Below are 15,821 nucleotides of genomic sequence, written 5' to 3' on the forward strand. Positions count from 1 at the left end.
TATGAAATTAGTAAACACAATTATACGCATAGGACTAGGCTTAATGCTTCTTGTCTTTGGACTCAATAAATTTTTCTGGTTTATGCCAGATTTTGAATTTGGAGATAATGTAGGCGCAGCAAATCTTTTTCAAGCATTTACAGATAGTGGTTACATGTGGCCGTTAGTAGGAGGACTAGAAGTGATTGTAGGACTTCTCTTTATAACAAAGAAGATTTTTCCTGTGGCGTTACTCGCATTAATTCCTATTTCTGTAAATATTGTTCTTTTCCACGCAGTACTAGACCCACCTAACATTATGCCTGCACTTTTGGTAGCAGTTCTCAATGGGTATTTTATATATCGTAATTGGAATAATTACAGACATTTGTTTTCTTAGAAAATGCTTAATACTATATTTAACCCGCTCTTTTGAGTGGGTTTTTTTATGCTTTCGCGAAAGCGTAATAACTCGTATCTTGAATACGCAATCAAACACAACCCGTATTATGAAAAAATTGATTCTTCTCGCTCTTGCTACAACTGCTATTATAAGCTGTGATGATACGCCCGCGACACCAAAAAACACTATTGCTGTGAACTATACCGAAACTAAAAAAGTAGATACTGTAGACACCTATTTTGGCACAGAAGTACAAGATCCTTACAGATGGCTGGAGGATGATCGTAGTGAGGAAACGATGGATTGGGTTGTGCGTGAGAATAATACCACGCAAGATTACTTAAAGAATATCCCTTTTCGTGAAGAGCTCAAAGAGCGCTTATCCACCTTGTGGAATTATGAAAAAGTAGGTTCGCCATTTAAGGAAGGTGATTATACGTACTTCTATAAAAACGACGGACTTCAAAATCAGTACGTTATTTATCGTTACAAAACGGGTGAAGATCCAAGTACTGCTTCTGTATTTTTAGACCCAAATACCTTTGCCGAAGATGGTACTATCTCTTTAGGAGGAGCAAGCTTCTCTGAAGATGGTTCTATACTTGCCTACGCTATTTCTGAAGGAGGAAGTGACTGGCGTAAGATTCTTGTAATGGATACAGAGAAAAAAGAAATTATAGAAGACACGCTGGTTGATGTAAAATTCTCTGGAATGTCTTGGTATAAAAATGAAGGTTTTTACTACTCTAGTTATGATAAGCCCAAGGGCAGCGAATTATCGGCAAAGACGGATCAGCATAAATTGTACTATCATAAGTTGGGTACTGCACAGGCTACAGATAAGCTCATCTTTGGCGGTACAGCAGCAGAGAAGCATAGATATGTAGGTGGTGGAGTTACAGAGGATAACCGCTATTTGCTAGTAAGTGCGCGCAACTCGACTTCTGGAGGAAAGATGTTCATGAAAGACCTTACAAAGCCAGCTAGTGATTTTGTAACTGTATTAGATCACGAAGAATCTGATAGTTATGTGATGGAAAATATAGGTAGTAAACTATTTATAGCGACTAATCTTGATGCGCCTAATATGCGTGTTGTAACAGTAGATGCATCAAACCCTACTCCAGAAAACTGGGTAGATTTTATACCAGAAACAGAAAACGTATTAAGTCCAAGTACGGGAGGAGGTTCTTTTTTTGCGAGTTACATGGTGGATGCGGTATCAAAAGTAAAGCAGTATGATTATGACGGTAAGCTTGTACGTGATGTAGAACTTCCGGGAGTAGGTACTGTAGGAGGTTTTGGAGCAGAGAAAGATGAGAAGGAGCTATACTTTAGCTTCTCAAATTATAAGACGCCAGGTAGTATTTATAAATATGACATCGCATCTGGAACTTCTGAGCTGTTTATCAAACCAGACATCGATTTTAATCCGGAAGCTTATGAGAGCAAGCAAGTGTTTTATAGCTCAAAGGACGGTACTAAAGTACCGATGATTATCACTTATAAAAAGGGAACAGAGCTTAATGGCAAGAACCCTACTATCCTTTATGCTTATGGAGGGTTTAATATAAGCCTTACACCTAGCTTTAGCATTGCAAATGCAGTGTGGATGGAGCAAGGAGGAGTATATGCAGTGCCTAATTTAAGAGGTGGTGGTGAATATGGTAAAAAATGGCATGATGCAGGAACTAAAATGCAAAAGCAAAACGTTTTTGATGATTTTATCGCAGCAGCAGAGTATCTAATAGATAATAAATATACCTCAAAAGAATACTTAGCAATACGCGGTGGTTCTAACGGAGGTTTACTTGTAGGAGCAACAATGACACAACGTCCAGATCTTATGCAGGTAGCATTACCAGCGGTAGGAGTAATGGATATGTTGCGTTACCACACCTTTACAGCAGGTGCGGGATGGGCTTATGATTATGGTACTGCAGAAGATAGCAAAGAGATGTTTGACTATCTTAAAGGATACTCGCCAGTTCATAACGTAAAAGCCGGAACATCATATCCAGCAACTATGGTAACTACGGGAGATCATGATGATCGCGTAGTACCAGCGCATTCATTTAAGTTTGCTGCAGAGCTTCAAGAAAAACAAGCAGGAGATGCCCCAGTACTTATACGTATTGAGACAGACGCTGGTCACGGTGCTGGTACGCCGGTAGCAAAAACCATAGAGCAGTATGCAGATATCTTTGGCTTCACATTATACAATATGGGCTACGAGGTACTACCAGAAAAGGTAGGCAACGTGATGAAGAAGTAAGTAGCATAATTAGAATTAAACAGATTGATGATGAGCAAACCCACATTTGGCGTAATAGGAGGAGGTAGCTGGGCAACAGCGATTGTAAAGATGCTCTGTGAGAATCTTGACACCGTAGGTTGGTACATGCGTAGCAGCTATGCTTTAGAACATATAAAGCGTGAGCAGCATAACCCTAGTTATTTAAGTTCTGTCGAGTTTAAGCCAGAGCAGCTTATGTTGAGCAATGATATTAATGAGATTGTAGCATACTCAGATTATGTGATTTTTGCCGTTCCCTCTGCTTTTATAGGAGGTGAGCTTAAGAATCTTACGGTGTCACTAAAAGATAAAGTCATAGTCTCTGCCATAAAAGGGATTATGCCTGAGAGTGGTAAACTCGTTGGCTCTCATTTTAATGAAGAGCACAATGTTGCTATTGAGGATATAGCGGTTATAGCGGGACCTTGTCATGCAGAAGAGGTTGCGCTAGAGCGACTTTCATACCTTACGATTGCATGTGCCGAAAAGGAAAATGCAAAAGTTATTGCAAAGCATTTATCAAGTGATTATATAAAATGTACCACGAGTGACGATATTATAGGTATCGAATATGCGGCAACACTCAAAAATATCTATGCCATTGCAGCAGGTATTGCACATGGTTTAGGCTATGGAGATAACTTCCAGGCGTTATTGATGAGTAATGCCATACGTGAGATAAAACGCTATGTAAAGCGTGCTCATAAGATGAAGCGTGACATTAATGGGTCTGCTTATTTAGGAGATTTACTGGTGACGGGTTATTCTGTTTTTAGTAGAAATAGAATGTTTGGTAACATGATAGGAAAGGGCTACACGGTAAAAAGCGCACAGATGGAAATGTCTATGGTAGCCGAAGGTTACTATGCTGCAAAAAGCGCTCTAGAACTCAACGAATCACGCGATAAGAAAGCACGTGTGCCTATTATAGAGGCGGTACACAGTATTCTTTATAAGGGCAAAGATCCTAAGAAGGTATTTAGTAAACTCACTGAAAAGCTTAACTAAAAAAAAGCATCCATTAAGGGTGCTTTTTTTATTGAAATATATTTTTGATTACGCTTTCGCGAAAGCGTAAAAAGTTACACCGCTAGTACGCCATCTTTACCCATTACAGGTACTTTAACTGTATTGTCTTCTTGGATTGAGTTTGCCGGAAACTCAAAGCGTCTTTCATACATCTGGTTGTCTAGAAAATAAGTAACAGAGTAGAAGTTGTCTAGTGTAAAGATGTCCTCTTGCATGAATTCAATCTTAGCAAATCCCTTAGCAGGAAGTAGCTTGATTGTGTGACGCATGTGCGTAGTCATTTGCTTCTCATTATAGCCTTGCACGGTAAGAAGTACCATTTCTAAAGGCTCAAGATTATCGTTTACGATGTAGGCATTCCAATCTTCTGTTTTAAACTCCTCGTGTAGCTCTTTTACAGCAGCTACGTAGACGTTTTTAACTTCTGGTATGATAATGTCTTTACGCATATTTATAATCTGGTCAGACGCAGTAGTGACCTATTTAATTAAGGAATAATTTACCTCTCGACTGCGCTCGAGGGGACAGTGTGACTCTAAAAAGCAGATTTGAATTGCTCTAAGAAACGAGCATCGTTCTCACTAAGCATTCTAATGTCTGAGATTTGGTGTAATAATAATGCAATACGATCTATTCCCATCCCAAATGCAAAACCACTGTACTCTTTTGAGTCAATACCGCAATTTTCAAGGACATTAGGATCTACCATACCACAGCCCATAATCTCGAGCCATCCAGTTCCTTTGGTCATTTTATAATCTGTCTCCGTCTCAAGACCCCAGTACACATCCACTTCAGCACTAGGCTCTGTAAATGGGAAGTATGATGGACGTAAGCGTATCTTACTTTTGCCAAACATTTCTGTAGTAAAGTGTTGCAGCGTCTGTTTAAGATCTGCAAAAGAGACGTCTTTGTCTATGTACAATCCTTCTACTTGGTGGAAGAAACAGTGTGAACGACCGCTTATAGCCTCATTACGATATACACGACCTGGAGAGATCGTACGTATAGGTGGCTTGTTATTTTCCATATATCTCACCTGTACAGATGAGGTGTGAGTACGTAGTAATACGTCTGGATCTGTTTGTATAAAAAATGTATCCTGCATATCACGAGCTGGGTGATATTCTGGAAGGTTTAAGGCAGTAAAGTTATGCCAGTCATCTTCTATTTCTGGACCTTCAGAAACGTTGAAACCTATGCGAGAAAAAATATCAATAATTTGATTTTTTACAATAGAGATAGGGTGGCGTGCTCCTATTTCAATAGGTTCACCTGGGCGTGATAAATCACCAGTAGCCGTAGCCTCTTCTGCTCCTTCTAGTTTTTCTTTAAGCTCGTTTACCTTTTCAAGGGCACTTGCTTTAAGTGTATTAATTACTTGTCCATACTCGCGCTTCATCTCATTAGGCACATTACGGAAGTCTGCCATAAAATCATTCACAAGTCCTTTCTTTCCAGAGTATTTTATTCTAAAAGCTTCCACCTCGTCTAAAGTTTCTGCTTTAAAGGATTTAACCTTTTCAATGTGATCTTTGATTTTATCTAACATAAGTGCTCTTTTAACCCTTTTACAAGAGAACAAAATTAACACTAAAAAAAATTTTAAACACTATTTTCAATGCCTCTATATTTTCGAAAAATATAAATTTGTATTGAAGTTATAAAATTAATAAATGTTAGATTGTAGGACTAGATTTGTAAAACCCTGTTAACTTTGAATTGCTGTTATCAAAGTTATGAGCTCTTCTTGATTTTTAAATTTCAATGCTTTATCGTCAATAATTTTTTCTGCCTTATTTCGATCTTCTTTTGAAACCAACTTTAAAACTTGACGCTTATTTAAATTTTCAGCTTTACGAGAACCATTTTCTGATTCAATTACAAGGAGATGATAATTGCGAATTGCACCTTGAACATCTTTTTCTAATGTAGTTTTGGCTTTTTTAGGAAGTCTTAGTTTTTGAAATGTGCGTAAATAAACTTTTTTCCCATTAATAAATCCAACATTTCTTAAATATCCACCCTCGGATTTTCCTTTACGATTCAAATACTTTTTATAATTATATTCACTGCCGTTATATTTAATCCCAATGCTTTCAGCTCGTGCAACAAGAACTGTATCTTTTTTTCCTTGATAATTTCTAACCTCGAAAACATCATTATAAATGTTATATCTTAAATTTACATCGTCATAAACGTTCGCCACATAATCTATTATGGTACCATTTTTAAAACTACTACTAGCATAAGGTGATCCTTTAAGACTGGATGGGTTAATGTCTACTTTGGCTTGATATTGTTTTAAAGCTTGACTTTGAGTGAAATCAGTCCAATTGTCCCGAGTGGAAGTTAAGAGATATTCAGAACCTGGAAGTGGTATTAGTGGGGCTCTGAATACAGTATTTGAATTCTGTCCATTTACCTTGAAAAGACTTAAAAAGAAGAATATTATTGCAAAAAATACTCGATAATTATACATGAATAATATATTAAATGATTAGTATTGAGTAATTTAAGAATTTTATTTTAGATTCAATATTTTGAGAATCATTTTTTTTTAATTGTCAGGATACTCATTATTTAAGAGATTAAGCCTTTTTCAAGAAAGTATTGCACAATCGCATCTTTCATGAGTATTTGTTGCTCGCCAGCCTTAAGTGGTGGCAGTGCTTCTAGCACTTTATAGTGAGGCCATCCTTCAGGATCGTCATAATCATACTGATAATACCCAAAAGGTTCAAGTAAACGACAGATGGCAATATGCATCAAGTTCATTTTCTCGTCTTTTTTAAAAGTTTTATCCAGCTGTCCTAATTCTTGTATACCTATGAGGTAGATAATGCTATCTAAATCCATAGCGCCTTTATCACCATCTGCAAAACGGGTAGATAGTTTGTCAACTACCGCCGCATATCGTTCTTTGAGTTGTTCGTCTCTAGCCATATATTTCTCTTCTGTACGTGAATTTCTTCACGCGGTTAAGCTTCCTTAGATGAAAGCTTTTGGGTAATGCCATAAAATAGCATCTATACCAATTTTAAGCTGCAAAAATACCACCATTAACTGAAATTACTATCTTTAGCGCATGAACACTATTGACATCATTTTTGGTATTATTTTAATACTAGGCGCTATTCAAGGATTGCGCAAGGGATTATTTGTAGAGCTAGCATCTCTTGTAGGGCTTGTTGCTGGAATTTACGGAGCAATCCACTTTTCACATTACGTAGGGGACTGGCTTGTAGAAAAAACAGCATGGAGCGAGCAAATCATAAACCTCACAGCCTTTGCGGCGACTTTTATCATTATTGTACTTGTGGTCTCTCTTGCAGGAAAATTACTTACCAAAGTGGCAAATTTCGCAATGCTTGGTATTGTAAACAAGATAGTAGGAGCAGCCTTTGCAGTACTTAAATTTGGTTTCTTAATTAGCGTAGTACTCATGTTTATAGATGCCGCAGACCGTCAGATATCATTTATAGGTGATGATAAAAAAGAGCAATCGGTGTTATATCCCATCATTCAACCTTTGGCACCTGCACTTCTTCCTTCTATTCTCAAAAAAGCAAAGGATGAAGATATCTACAACCCCAATAAAGAAGAAGAGCCGACTGAAACAGGCGACTCTTCTAATATTTAAAAATGTAGATGGTTACGCTTTCGCGAAAGCGTAATTACACCCTACACCATCTATTTAATATCTATCTTTTACTTGCTTGTTAAGGGAGTTGATACATGCTTCAAAAGTATCGTAAACCTCAGTTTCTGGTATTAACTCAGGGATAATTTTAATGCGTTCTAGCATATATTTAGGCTGTTTCCTTAAGCCTACAATATGCACATTAATTCCGCCTTGGTTAAGTTGGAGAATAGTGTCCTCTATAGCATATACACCAGACTGGTCTACATAAGGTACACGGCCCATACGCAAAATAACATCTGACGCAGTAGCAGGTATCTGCTTAGTTAGTGCAGAGAAGTCACTCGTATACCCAAAAAATAACGGACCACGAAGGTGCTTTATAAATACTTCCTCTTTAAGGTGATCTGGAAAAATAAGTTCATCACTCCATAAAACTTTATTCTTCTCTGCGGCGCGTAGGTCAAAAACTTTAGACTGTCTAGCGGTAAAGTCACCCATTTTTTTCATAAACATAAGGCACGATAGCACAAGCCCAATTCCTACTGCTGCCACTAGGTCCCACACTACAGATAGCACGAGTACCACAAGCATTATAATAACTTCAGAACTTAGTTTGATAGGACCAAGTTTTATGTCTTTAGGAAGATTAGGGATTGCTTTTAAACCTTTGTAATCCATAACGCCGAGACCAACTGTAATTAAGATTCCAGCAAGTACAGCTGCGGGTATTTGTGAAGCGATAGGACCTAAAGCGAGTAAAATAAATAGTAACAAGACGCCAGCAATCATACCTGATAGTTTAGTCCTACCACCCGAGTTGATATTGACTACCGTTCTTATTGTGGCTCCCGCTCCAGGAATCCCGCCAAAGAAGGAAGCAATCGTATTACCTATACCTTGACCTATAAGTTCCTTATTAGGTTTATGTCTAGTTTTCGTCATATTATCTGCCACAACAGATGTAAGCAGCGAATCTATTGCTCCCAAAAACGAAAGCGACAGTGCCGTGAGTATATATGGTGATATGATGCTAAACTTAAAGTCTGTAATAATAGAAAGCTTAGGCACTGGAAATCCGCTCGGAATTTCTTGAATTGCTCTGTATTCAAAGGGAGCGACGTATGCAACTCCAGACACGACAAGCAGTGCAACAAGTGTACTAGGCACGACGGTTGTGATACGTTTAAAACCATAAATAATAAAGATAGTAGCAAGTGCGAGGGCAAGCTCTATCCAGTTTATGTTTTGCAAGGCACGTCCCATCACTTTAAAGGTGCCCACCACTCCAGAAGAGGATGCCTTTGCAAGCGTAATCGCTTCTTTGTATACATCTGTATCGTCTGTGAGTTTTGCTTTGCGTATAGTTTCTTCAAAATTTTCCAAAACTAGGAGACCTTTTCCTGCTTCATTCTCTAAAATTTTATTGAGCACAATCTCTTGCGCTTCTGGCTTAAAACTATCTACATAACTCTCATCTTGATTAGGGTAATAACCTACTGCAGGCAAGAGCTGTGTGATAAGAATCATAATACCTATGGCGGTCATAAAACCGGATACAACAGGGTAGGGAATGTACTTGATGTATTTACCTATACCCATTACTCCTAGTACTATCTGAAATAGTCCCGCTAGTAAAAAGACCGTAAGTATAGCGGGTAATGCCTTCTCAACATCACCATCAAAAGTTGCAATAATACCTGCAATAACCACCATGCTTACTGACGTCATAGGAGCTGTAGGTCCAGAGATTTGAGTAGGAGTACCTCCAAACAGCGCAGCAAAAAAAGCAATAAAAATAGCACCGTATAATCCGGCACTTGGACCTAGACCAGAAGATACACCAAAGGCTAGTGCGAGTGGTAAGGCTACAATACCTGCTGTAATTCCTCCAAAGGCATCGCCTTTAAGGTGTTTAAAGAAGTTTTTCATAATGGTTAGGTTGGTGTCAAAATAGAAAGTTAATTCATCGCATAAAAATAGGGTGGCTTCTTAACGGAACCACCCTACTAATTTAACATTTTTGTTTGTATCAAGCGTATGCTTTCGCGAAAGCGTTTTTACTACATGAAAGTTACTCTTCCATCAGTAATATCGTACATAGCGCCTACAATTTTGATTTCACCATCTTTCTCCATGTCATTTAAAACAACACTTCTTGATCTAATATTGTCGATGGCGATTTTTACATTTTCACGAGATACTTCATCAACAAAATCTAAATTTGCCGAAGTTCTTAAAGCCTCATCTTTAGGCTCTTTTACAGCTGCTACGGCTGGCTCTATTTTATTGATAAGAGCAGTAAGATTACCTAATCTCACGTGATCACAGGCTCCTTTAATAGCTCCACAGCTTGTGTGTCCTAATACTACAAGAAGTTTAGTTCCTGCTACTTTACAAGCAAACTCCATACTTCCTAAGATATCTTCATTAATGAAGTTTCCTGCGATACGCACGCTAAAAACATCTCCTAGCCCTTGATCAAACACAAGCTCTGCAGATACTCTAGAATCTATACAACTTAAGATTGTTGCAAAAGGATACTGCCCGTCAGAGGTGTCATTTACTTGTTCAAGTAGATTACGATTAGCTTTTAAATTTTGCAAAAAACGCTGATTCCCTTCTTGCAAGAATTCTAATGCAGTATCAGGAGTCATTTTTGCTTGTGAAATTTTAGTATGTGCTTTCATAATTTATGCTGTTTTTGGTCTTAGTTTAAAGAATTCAATATAACTAGGTGGGTTCTCTACAATACCACGTTCTGAGATAAGTTTGATATTTATATTTCTGCTTTGTGCTTTGCTAGCAAAATCTTCTAGAATTTCTATAATATCATTGTCTAAAAAGCGCGTTTTACGCACATCTAACTCAAGATACGAGTTTTCAGGTAAATTGTCTAGTTCTTTTAGAATAGCACCTTTGTTAAAGAAAGTTACCTCTTCGGCAAGTGTCATTTTCATTTTTGAAGCTCCATTACTTATATCTTCTTTATGTAAGAAGTGTGAGTTCTTGTAACTCTTAAATAAAACCACAACAATTCCTACGGCAAGACCAAGGCCTATACCCCATAATAAATCTATAAAAAAGATACCTACTACAGTAACTATAAATGGTACAAATTGTTTCCAACCAGCACTCCACATAGCTTTAAAAGTAGACGGTTTTGCTAGTTTGTATCCCACAACTAGTAAAATTGCTGCTAGTACTGATAATGGTATTTTGTTAAGTAGGGTTGGTATTAGAATTACAGAGATTAATAATAAGAAACCATGTATAATAGCTGCCATTTTAGTCTTTCCTCCAGACTGTATGTTTGCAGATGATCTTACGATTACTTGTGTTACAGGAAGTCCTCCTATCATACCAGATAAGATATTTCCTGTTCCTTGGGCTAGCAGCTCTCTGTTAGTAGGAGTTACATTTTTATCTGGATCGAGTTTATCTGTAGCCTCAACACATAATAAGGTTTCTAAACTTGCTACAAGTGCTATGGTAAATGCTGTTACCCATATCGCTGGGTTTGTTATTGCTGCAAAGTTTGGAAAAGCAAATTGACCTATAAAACTGTCTACACTATCAGGTACTGGTACACTTACTAAGTGCTCTGTACTTATTCCATATTCAGATCCTTGAGTGCTTATAAAATAAATGATACCTACAGCAACTGCGACAAGTGGTCCTTGCACAAGTTGGAATATCTTTCCCTTTTTAGATAGAACATTACTCCATAATATGAGTATTCCTAAGGCAAGTACTCCTACTAATGTTGCTCCTATACTTATAGATCCGACGATATTTCCTAGTTCTGATAAGGTGTTTTCGCCATCCATTTGAAAAAAAGCAAAATCTCCCTCTGGATCTGCATCATACCCAAAAAAGTGTGGGATTTGCTTGAAAATAATAATGATACCTATACCCGTAAGCATTCCTTTAATTACTGATGAAGGAAAGTAATATCCTATCACACCAGCTTTTAAAAATCCAAACACTAACTGTATAACTCCTCCTAATACTACTGCTACAAGGAAGTTTTCATAACCACCTAAAGCACTAATCGCAGTAAGAACAATCGCTGCAAGTCCTGCAGCTGGACCACTTACTCCTATTTTAGAGCCACTTAAAGCTCCTACTACAATACCTCCTATAATGCCTGCAATAAGACCAGAAAATAGCGGAGCACCACTGGCGAGAGCAATACCAAGACATAGTGGTAATGCTACAAAAAATACAACGACACTTGCGGGTAAGTCGTTTTTTAAATATTTGAACATAATTCGTGATTTGAACACTTCTATTAAAGTAGAGGTGCAGTTTTTAAATAAAAATTGTGGATTTGCTTACGCGAAAACGAAACGTAAGTTTACGCCTCTACATATACCTGGTAAAAGAGTCAGGGTTAAGATAATCTATAGTCTGGCGGTGGGATATTAATATCCTGAGTATAATCATAAGTACTCATAAAGTAGGAATAGCTAGAAAGCTCAGCAGTTTCGTCTACTTCAATCGGGAAAAAAGCAAGGTCGCTGAAGAATTTTTCATACTCTTCAAGTTCTTTTTTGGTCTCGTTGTTCTCCTCTTCAATATCCTGTACAACCTCTATATCTGCTTCGTTATCAAGTAACGCAAGAAATGCTGGGCCCAAAATAGAGAAGGACAGCATTAACGCTAGTGAATACAAGATAAAAGCCTTGAGCATTGTTTAATATAATTAATGATAAAGATAAATAAATTTAATACCTCCTAAAAGGCATAAAATAGTTTTTATGATTGCCTCAAGCATTTATAACTATGGCTTTTATTAGGGAATACTTAAGTTAATTACATACCTATAAGGGCTATTAATCTTAATAAGCTTGAGCAAAACGTAGTTGTGGGATTGATAGTGTTACCCTATTGGCTAGAGTAGGTGTATTATTTGTTCTTGTAGTGGAGTGAAAGGAGCAAGAGTTGTTTTTACAATTCTCTAATATCTGTAGTGGGAATCCAGCCCGTTCTCCCATCCACAAGAAGTATTTTTTTCCAATTGTCGACAGTTTCCAGCACCATTACTTTTGTGCCTTCGTGTAATAGGAATGCTTCTTGACTTGATAAAGTAGGCTCTCCTTTTACTTGAGATTCTTTTGCAAATACGATGGCTGGGTTATCCTTGGATATTTTCGCGAAAGCGGAATAAGCAAATAACAAAGAACATACAGCAAGCACGAGACTGACTAATGATGAAACAAATAACGCACGTTTCTTAGTAGAACTAGCGGTAAAATAGTACCCTAAAAATAGCAGTGTACACAACGCAACAAATATTACCGTTGCATACGCCCACCCGTCTGTAGTGAGTAATGTAAGTACATTATTGTACCACTTTTTAAAAGTGTTTTCTGGTAACGGGGTGATGGCATCTATGGTCATCTTCTCTGCAAAAGAGGCATTGTTTTTTATCTCTTGATCTGCCGGAGCTAGTTGTTTTGCTTTCTCATAATAATAGATACTGGGAGCAACATTATTGAGCTTAAAATGTGCATTTGCAAGATTGTAATAAACGGCAGCGCTTTCTTGATTTGCGTCTAGCACCTTTTTATAAGCATCTATGGCTTCTTGAAACTGGCCATTTGCATAATGGTTATTGCCTTGCTCAAAGAGCTGCCCTGGTGTTTGTGCAGTGGTAAAAATGGCCGCTAGCATAAAAACGGTCACTACGAGATAATTGATTACGTTTCTCATGTTACAGTTGTTTATCTAAAGTGCTTATTACTCGTACCGCCTTGTCATAATCTTGCTGCATAGCTACGTCTCCAGTAGGAGTGTATCTTGCAAACTCACAGCTTTCTAGTAAGCTTATAAACTCAATATTAGTAGCAGTCTCTACATTTCTTTCCTCTAGAAGTCTTGTGATACGATCTTTAGACATCTCACTGGTAGTAATGCTAAGCTTTGCTTTAAGATAGTTATGAAGTGCTCGCTCCATTGCGATATAAAACTCTTTTTGGTTACCTAGACTTTTCTTTGCAGTACTTAAAAATTTACGAGCTAGCTTATCTGCTTTTCTAATTCTATTACCAGTGACATCGCTTGCATACGCATCACGCTTTTTACGAATAATCATCGCAAGCGGAATTAATAGAAAAGGGACAATCACTAAGGTCCAGAAAGTATTACTTTTAAAAAACTGTTCCTTTAAGACAGGAGTTAAGTTGGCTTTTGTCTTAATATATTGAAACTGATTTTGCGCTGCAACCACCTGCTCACCATCTGCTGTCTTTGCATCCGTAGTCACAGGATTTTCTAAAGGCCCATTATTTACAGTAACGACAATATCATCAGACGTAAGACGCTCATAGGTTTTAGTCCTAGGGTTGAAATAAGAAAAAGAGAGAGGTGATATAGGGTAGGTTCCCTTATACTGAGGAACCACCGTGTAAGAATTCTTTTTCATACCACTCATACCTGCAAGGTTAGTGCGTATCTGGTCACCATTTTCTGGTTCATAAACTTCTAGAGAGCTAGGAAGGGTAGGTTCTGGAAGTTCAAAAAGTTTTAAGTTTCCTTTTCCTTTTACCTCAACACTCATCTGGAATGCTTCGCCAGCGTCTAGGGAGTCTTTGTCTGTAGTTACTGCAAATTCAAATTCTCCTACGGCTCCACCAAAATACTCGGGTTTCCCCGCTTCTGGTAGTGGTTTTACGTTTACTGTTCTGTTTGCAGCACTTACTGTAATATTTGCACTTTTACTGAGTGGCCTTCCAAAAATGTCTCTACGACTTGTAGGAACGCTCACAGCCACGCTGAGGCTAAGAGGTTCTATCTCTAGCTTACCAGTTTTTTGAGGATAAAGTACGGTGCGTCTTAAGATGACATATCTATAAGGCTTGCCTTGATAGGTGCCATCATATATTTTAAACTGTTTCTCATCTGCACTTTGATTCCAGAAATCTGCAAATTTTGGAGATTCAATCTCGCGCCAGTTGCTTACTGTAGTTGTTTCTGAGACATACAGTTTGTATACTACCGTAAAGGCCTCATTGAGGTAAGGACTTGTTTTTGAAACTTCGGCAACGAGGTGTACATTTTCTTTGGCTAGGTAGGTTGGGTCGTTCGGGTCCTTAGGTATTTCTACAGCGCTAGTGACTACTACAGGAACTGCTGGAGACTTATAAACCTGGTCACCTACTGTTATTTCTGCTTGGCCTATTTCTAAATTCCCCTGTCGTGTAGGGGTTAAGAAATAAGAAAATGTTTTTGAAAAACTACCTTTCCCATTAATCCACTGTCTGCTTGTAGTTTGACTAGGACCACCCACTACTGTAAAGCCGTCAAAATCTGGCGACTTAAAGTTGTCACCATCTTGATTCATGGTAAAATCTACACGTAAACGTTCGTTTACGCCTAGTCTGTTTTTACTCAGTTTTGCGTTAAACTGTACATCTTGTGCAACCGTTGTTATTGTTGCGAGTAAGAATAGAATTAGTATGTTTAATTTCATCTTCATTACCAGTCTTTCTCTGTTTTGACTTTAGCACCTTTCACCTTCTGTGCGTTCATCTTTTCTTGCGTTTTCTTCTCTTGATCTTGCATAGCTTTTAGTAAGCTTTGCACTTGTTGAGGAGATAACTGTCCCTGTTTAGGCTGTGGTGGAGGTTGTTTTTTATCTTCTTCACCCTCGCCACCATCTTGCTTTTTATCCTTGTCTTCAGGCTTTCCATTGTCATCTTCCTTCTTTTCTCCATCATCCTCTTTTTCCTCTCCTTTATCATCGGTTTCATCTTTATCACCGTCTTCTCCTTCTTTCTTATCTCCGTCGCCTTCTTCGTTTTCCTTCTTTTCGTCTTCTTTTTTATCCTCGTCTTGATCTTCCTTGTCGTCGTTATCACTACCGCCGCCACCGTCATTTTCTTTCTCCTTCTTGGCTAGTTGTAAATTATAACGAGTTTCTTCATCTGTAGGATCTGCACGCAATGCATTTTTATAAGCCTCTACTGCGCCATCCCATTGCTCTTGTTGGAATAAAGCATTCCCAAGATTGTGAAACGCTTTATGTTTCTCTTTCTTAGTTTGAGCAACTGCAGTGGCTTTAACCAGCGCATCTGTACTTTCTTCCCATCTTTTGTTCTTGTAGTAATTGTTACCCGCATTATACTTTGCAGGAACACTCTCTGGTGTCAATGAGATTGCTGCTCTTAAATTTGATTCCGCTTTCGCGAAAGCGTTAAAATCAACCACACCACCTTCTTGATTAACCATAGCTTCTGTCCCTTCTACAATGAGCTCTCGAGCTTGATCTGCATAAGGATTCTCTGGAGGAGTCGCTTTTTTATCTTGTGCTGTGATGGTAAATGAAAGGAGCAAGGCAACTATAAATAGTGTGTCCTTAGCACCTTGTAAAGGAGCCATCGTTTTGTGCGATATGTTAGTTATAAACTGTTTCATTGTACATTTCACTATTACTTCACTCTTGTGAGGGAGTGATTTGGTGAGGA

The 15,821-nt window shown here is 38.0% G+C and carries 15 protein-coding genes; 4 read left to right on the forward strand and 11 right to left on the reverse strand.

Annotated elements, in window-relative coordinates; genetic code table 11:
• Nucleotide 1: 1 nt before the first annotated feature.
• The 3 genes from ACJJVU_RS02520 (at nucleotide 2) to ACJJVU_RS02530 (ending at nucleotide 3,686) form a co-directional block, all read left to right on the forward strand.
• Nucleotides 2-379 (forward strand): DoxX family membrane protein, encoded by a 378-nt coding sequence (locus tag ACJJVU_RS02520; RefSeq protein ID WP_298323664.1) that lies wholly within the window; start codon nucleotides 2-4, stop codon nucleotides 377-379.
• Between the two features lie 109 nt (nucleotides 380-488).
• Nucleotides 489-2,657 (forward strand): prolyl oligopeptidase family protein, encoded by a 2,169-nt coding sequence (locus ACJJVU_RS02525; RefSeq protein ID WP_405221949.1) that lies wholly within the window; start codon nucleotides 489-491, stop codon nucleotides 2,655-2,657.
• Between the two features lie 27 nt (nucleotides 2,658-2,684).
• On the forward strand, nucleotides 2,685-3,686 hold the full coding sequence (locus ACJJVU_RS02530; RefSeq protein WP_041295648.1) for an NAD(P)H-dependent glycerol-3-phosphate dehydrogenase: 1,002 nt from the start codon (nucleotides 2,685-2,687) through the stop codon (nucleotides 3,684-3,686).
• Between the two features lie 74 nt (nucleotides 3,687-3,760).
• Here the strand turns inward: ACJJVU_RS02530 and ACJJVU_RS02535 are convergent, their stop codons facing one another.
• The 4 genes from ACJJVU_RS02535 to ACJJVU_RS02550 form a co-directional block, all read right to left on the reverse strand.
• The gene (locus ACJJVU_RS02535) at nucleotides 3,761-4,156 is read right to left on the reverse strand and encodes a hypothetical protein (RefSeq protein ID WP_405221952.1); all 396 of its coding nucleotides are present in this window, start codon (nucleotides 4,154-4,156) and stop codon (nucleotides 3,761-3,763) included.
• 86 nt (nucleotides 4,157-4,242) lie between these two features.
• Entirely contained in the window at nucleotides 4,243-5,259 is a 1,017-nt protein-coding gene (gene pheS, locus ACJJVU_RS02540) for a phenylalanine--tRNA ligase subunit alpha (protein ID WP_405221955.1), read from the reverse strand.
• Between the two features lie 159 nt (nucleotides 5,260-5,418).
• The gene (locus ACJJVU_RS02545) at nucleotides 5,419-6,189 is read right to left on the reverse strand and encodes a hypothetical protein (RefSeq protein ID WP_405221958.1); all 771 of its coding nucleotides are present in this window, start codon (nucleotides 6,187-6,189) and stop codon (nucleotides 5,419-5,421) included.
• A gap of 101 nt (nucleotides 6,190-6,290) precedes the next feature.
• Nucleotides 6,291-6,653: a hypothetical protein gene (locus tag ACJJVU_RS02550; protein ID WP_013750813.1), complete on the reverse strand. Its 363-nt coding sequence runs from the start codon at nucleotides 6,651-6,653 to the stop codon at nucleotides 6,291-6,293.
• 142 nt (nucleotides 6,654-6,795) lie between these two features.
• Between ACJJVU_RS02550 and ACJJVU_RS02555 the strand changes: the two genes are divergently transcribed.
• A complete protein-coding gene (locus ACJJVU_RS02555; protein WP_298323675.1) occupies nucleotides 6,796-7,350 on the forward strand; it encodes a CvpA family protein in 555 nt (184 codons plus the stop codon).
• A 54-nt stretch (nucleotides 7,351-7,404) separates the two neighbouring features.
• Here the strand turns inward: ACJJVU_RS02555 and ACJJVU_RS02560 are convergent, their stop codons facing one another.
• From ACJJVU_RS02560 to ACJJVU_RS02590, 7 genes are all read right to left on the reverse strand, one after another.
• The gene (locus ACJJVU_RS02560; protein ID WP_405221962.1) at nucleotides 7,405-9,282 is read right to left on the reverse strand and encodes a SulP family inorganic anion transporter; all 1,878 of its coding nucleotides are present in this window, start codon (nucleotides 9,280-9,282) and stop codon (nucleotides 7,405-7,407) included.
• A 131-nt stretch (nucleotides 9,283-9,413) separates the two neighbouring features.
• Nucleotides 9,414-10,040: a carbonic anhydrase family protein gene (locus tag ACJJVU_RS02565; protein WP_298323679.1), complete on the reverse strand. Its 627-nt coding sequence runs from the start codon at nucleotides 10,038-10,040 to the stop codon at nucleotides 9,414-9,416.
• 3 nt (nucleotides 10,041-10,043) lie between these two features.
• A complete protein-coding gene (locus ACJJVU_RS02570) occupies nucleotides 10,044-11,621 on the reverse strand; it encodes a SulP family inorganic anion transporter (protein ID WP_405221965.1) in 1,578 nt (525 codons plus the stop codon).
• 125 nt (nucleotides 11,622-11,746) lie between these two features.
• Nucleotides 11,747-12,046 carry a hypothetical protein gene (locus ACJJVU_RS02575; RefSeq protein WP_144782424.1) on the reverse strand — a complete coding sequence of 100 codons (300 nt, stop codon included), beginning with the start codon at nucleotides 12,044-12,046 and terminating at the stop codon, nucleotides 11,747-11,749.
• A 257-nt stretch (nucleotides 12,047-12,303) separates the two neighbouring features.
• Nucleotides 12,304-13,068, reverse strand: coding sequence for a tetratricopeptide repeat protein (locus tag ACJJVU_RS02580; protein ID WP_405221968.1), 765 nt, complete (start codon nucleotides 13,066-13,068; stop codon nucleotides 12,304-12,306).
• Nucleotide 13,069: 1 nt separating this feature from the next.
• Nucleotides 13,070-14,833: a BatD family protein gene (locus tag ACJJVU_RS02585; RefSeq protein WP_405221971.1), complete on the reverse strand. Its 1,764-nt coding sequence runs from the start codon at nucleotides 14,831-14,833 to the stop codon at nucleotides 13,070-13,072.
• Complete coding sequence (locus ACJJVU_RS02590; RefSeq protein ID WP_379952837.1) at nucleotides 14,833-15,771, reverse strand: tetratricopeptide repeat protein; 939 nt, start codon at nucleotides 15,769-15,771, stop codon at nucleotides 14,833-14,835. Before ACJJVU_RS02590 ends, ACJJVU_RS02585 begins: the two co-directional genes overlap by 1 nt.
• Nucleotides 15,772-15,821 lie beyond the last annotated feature (50 nt).

Source organism: Dokdonia sp. Asnod1-B02, from assembly GCF_045063955.1.
Classification (GTDB): domain Bacteria; phylum Bacteroidota; class Bacteroidia; order Flavobacteriales; family Flavobacteriaceae; genus Dokdonia.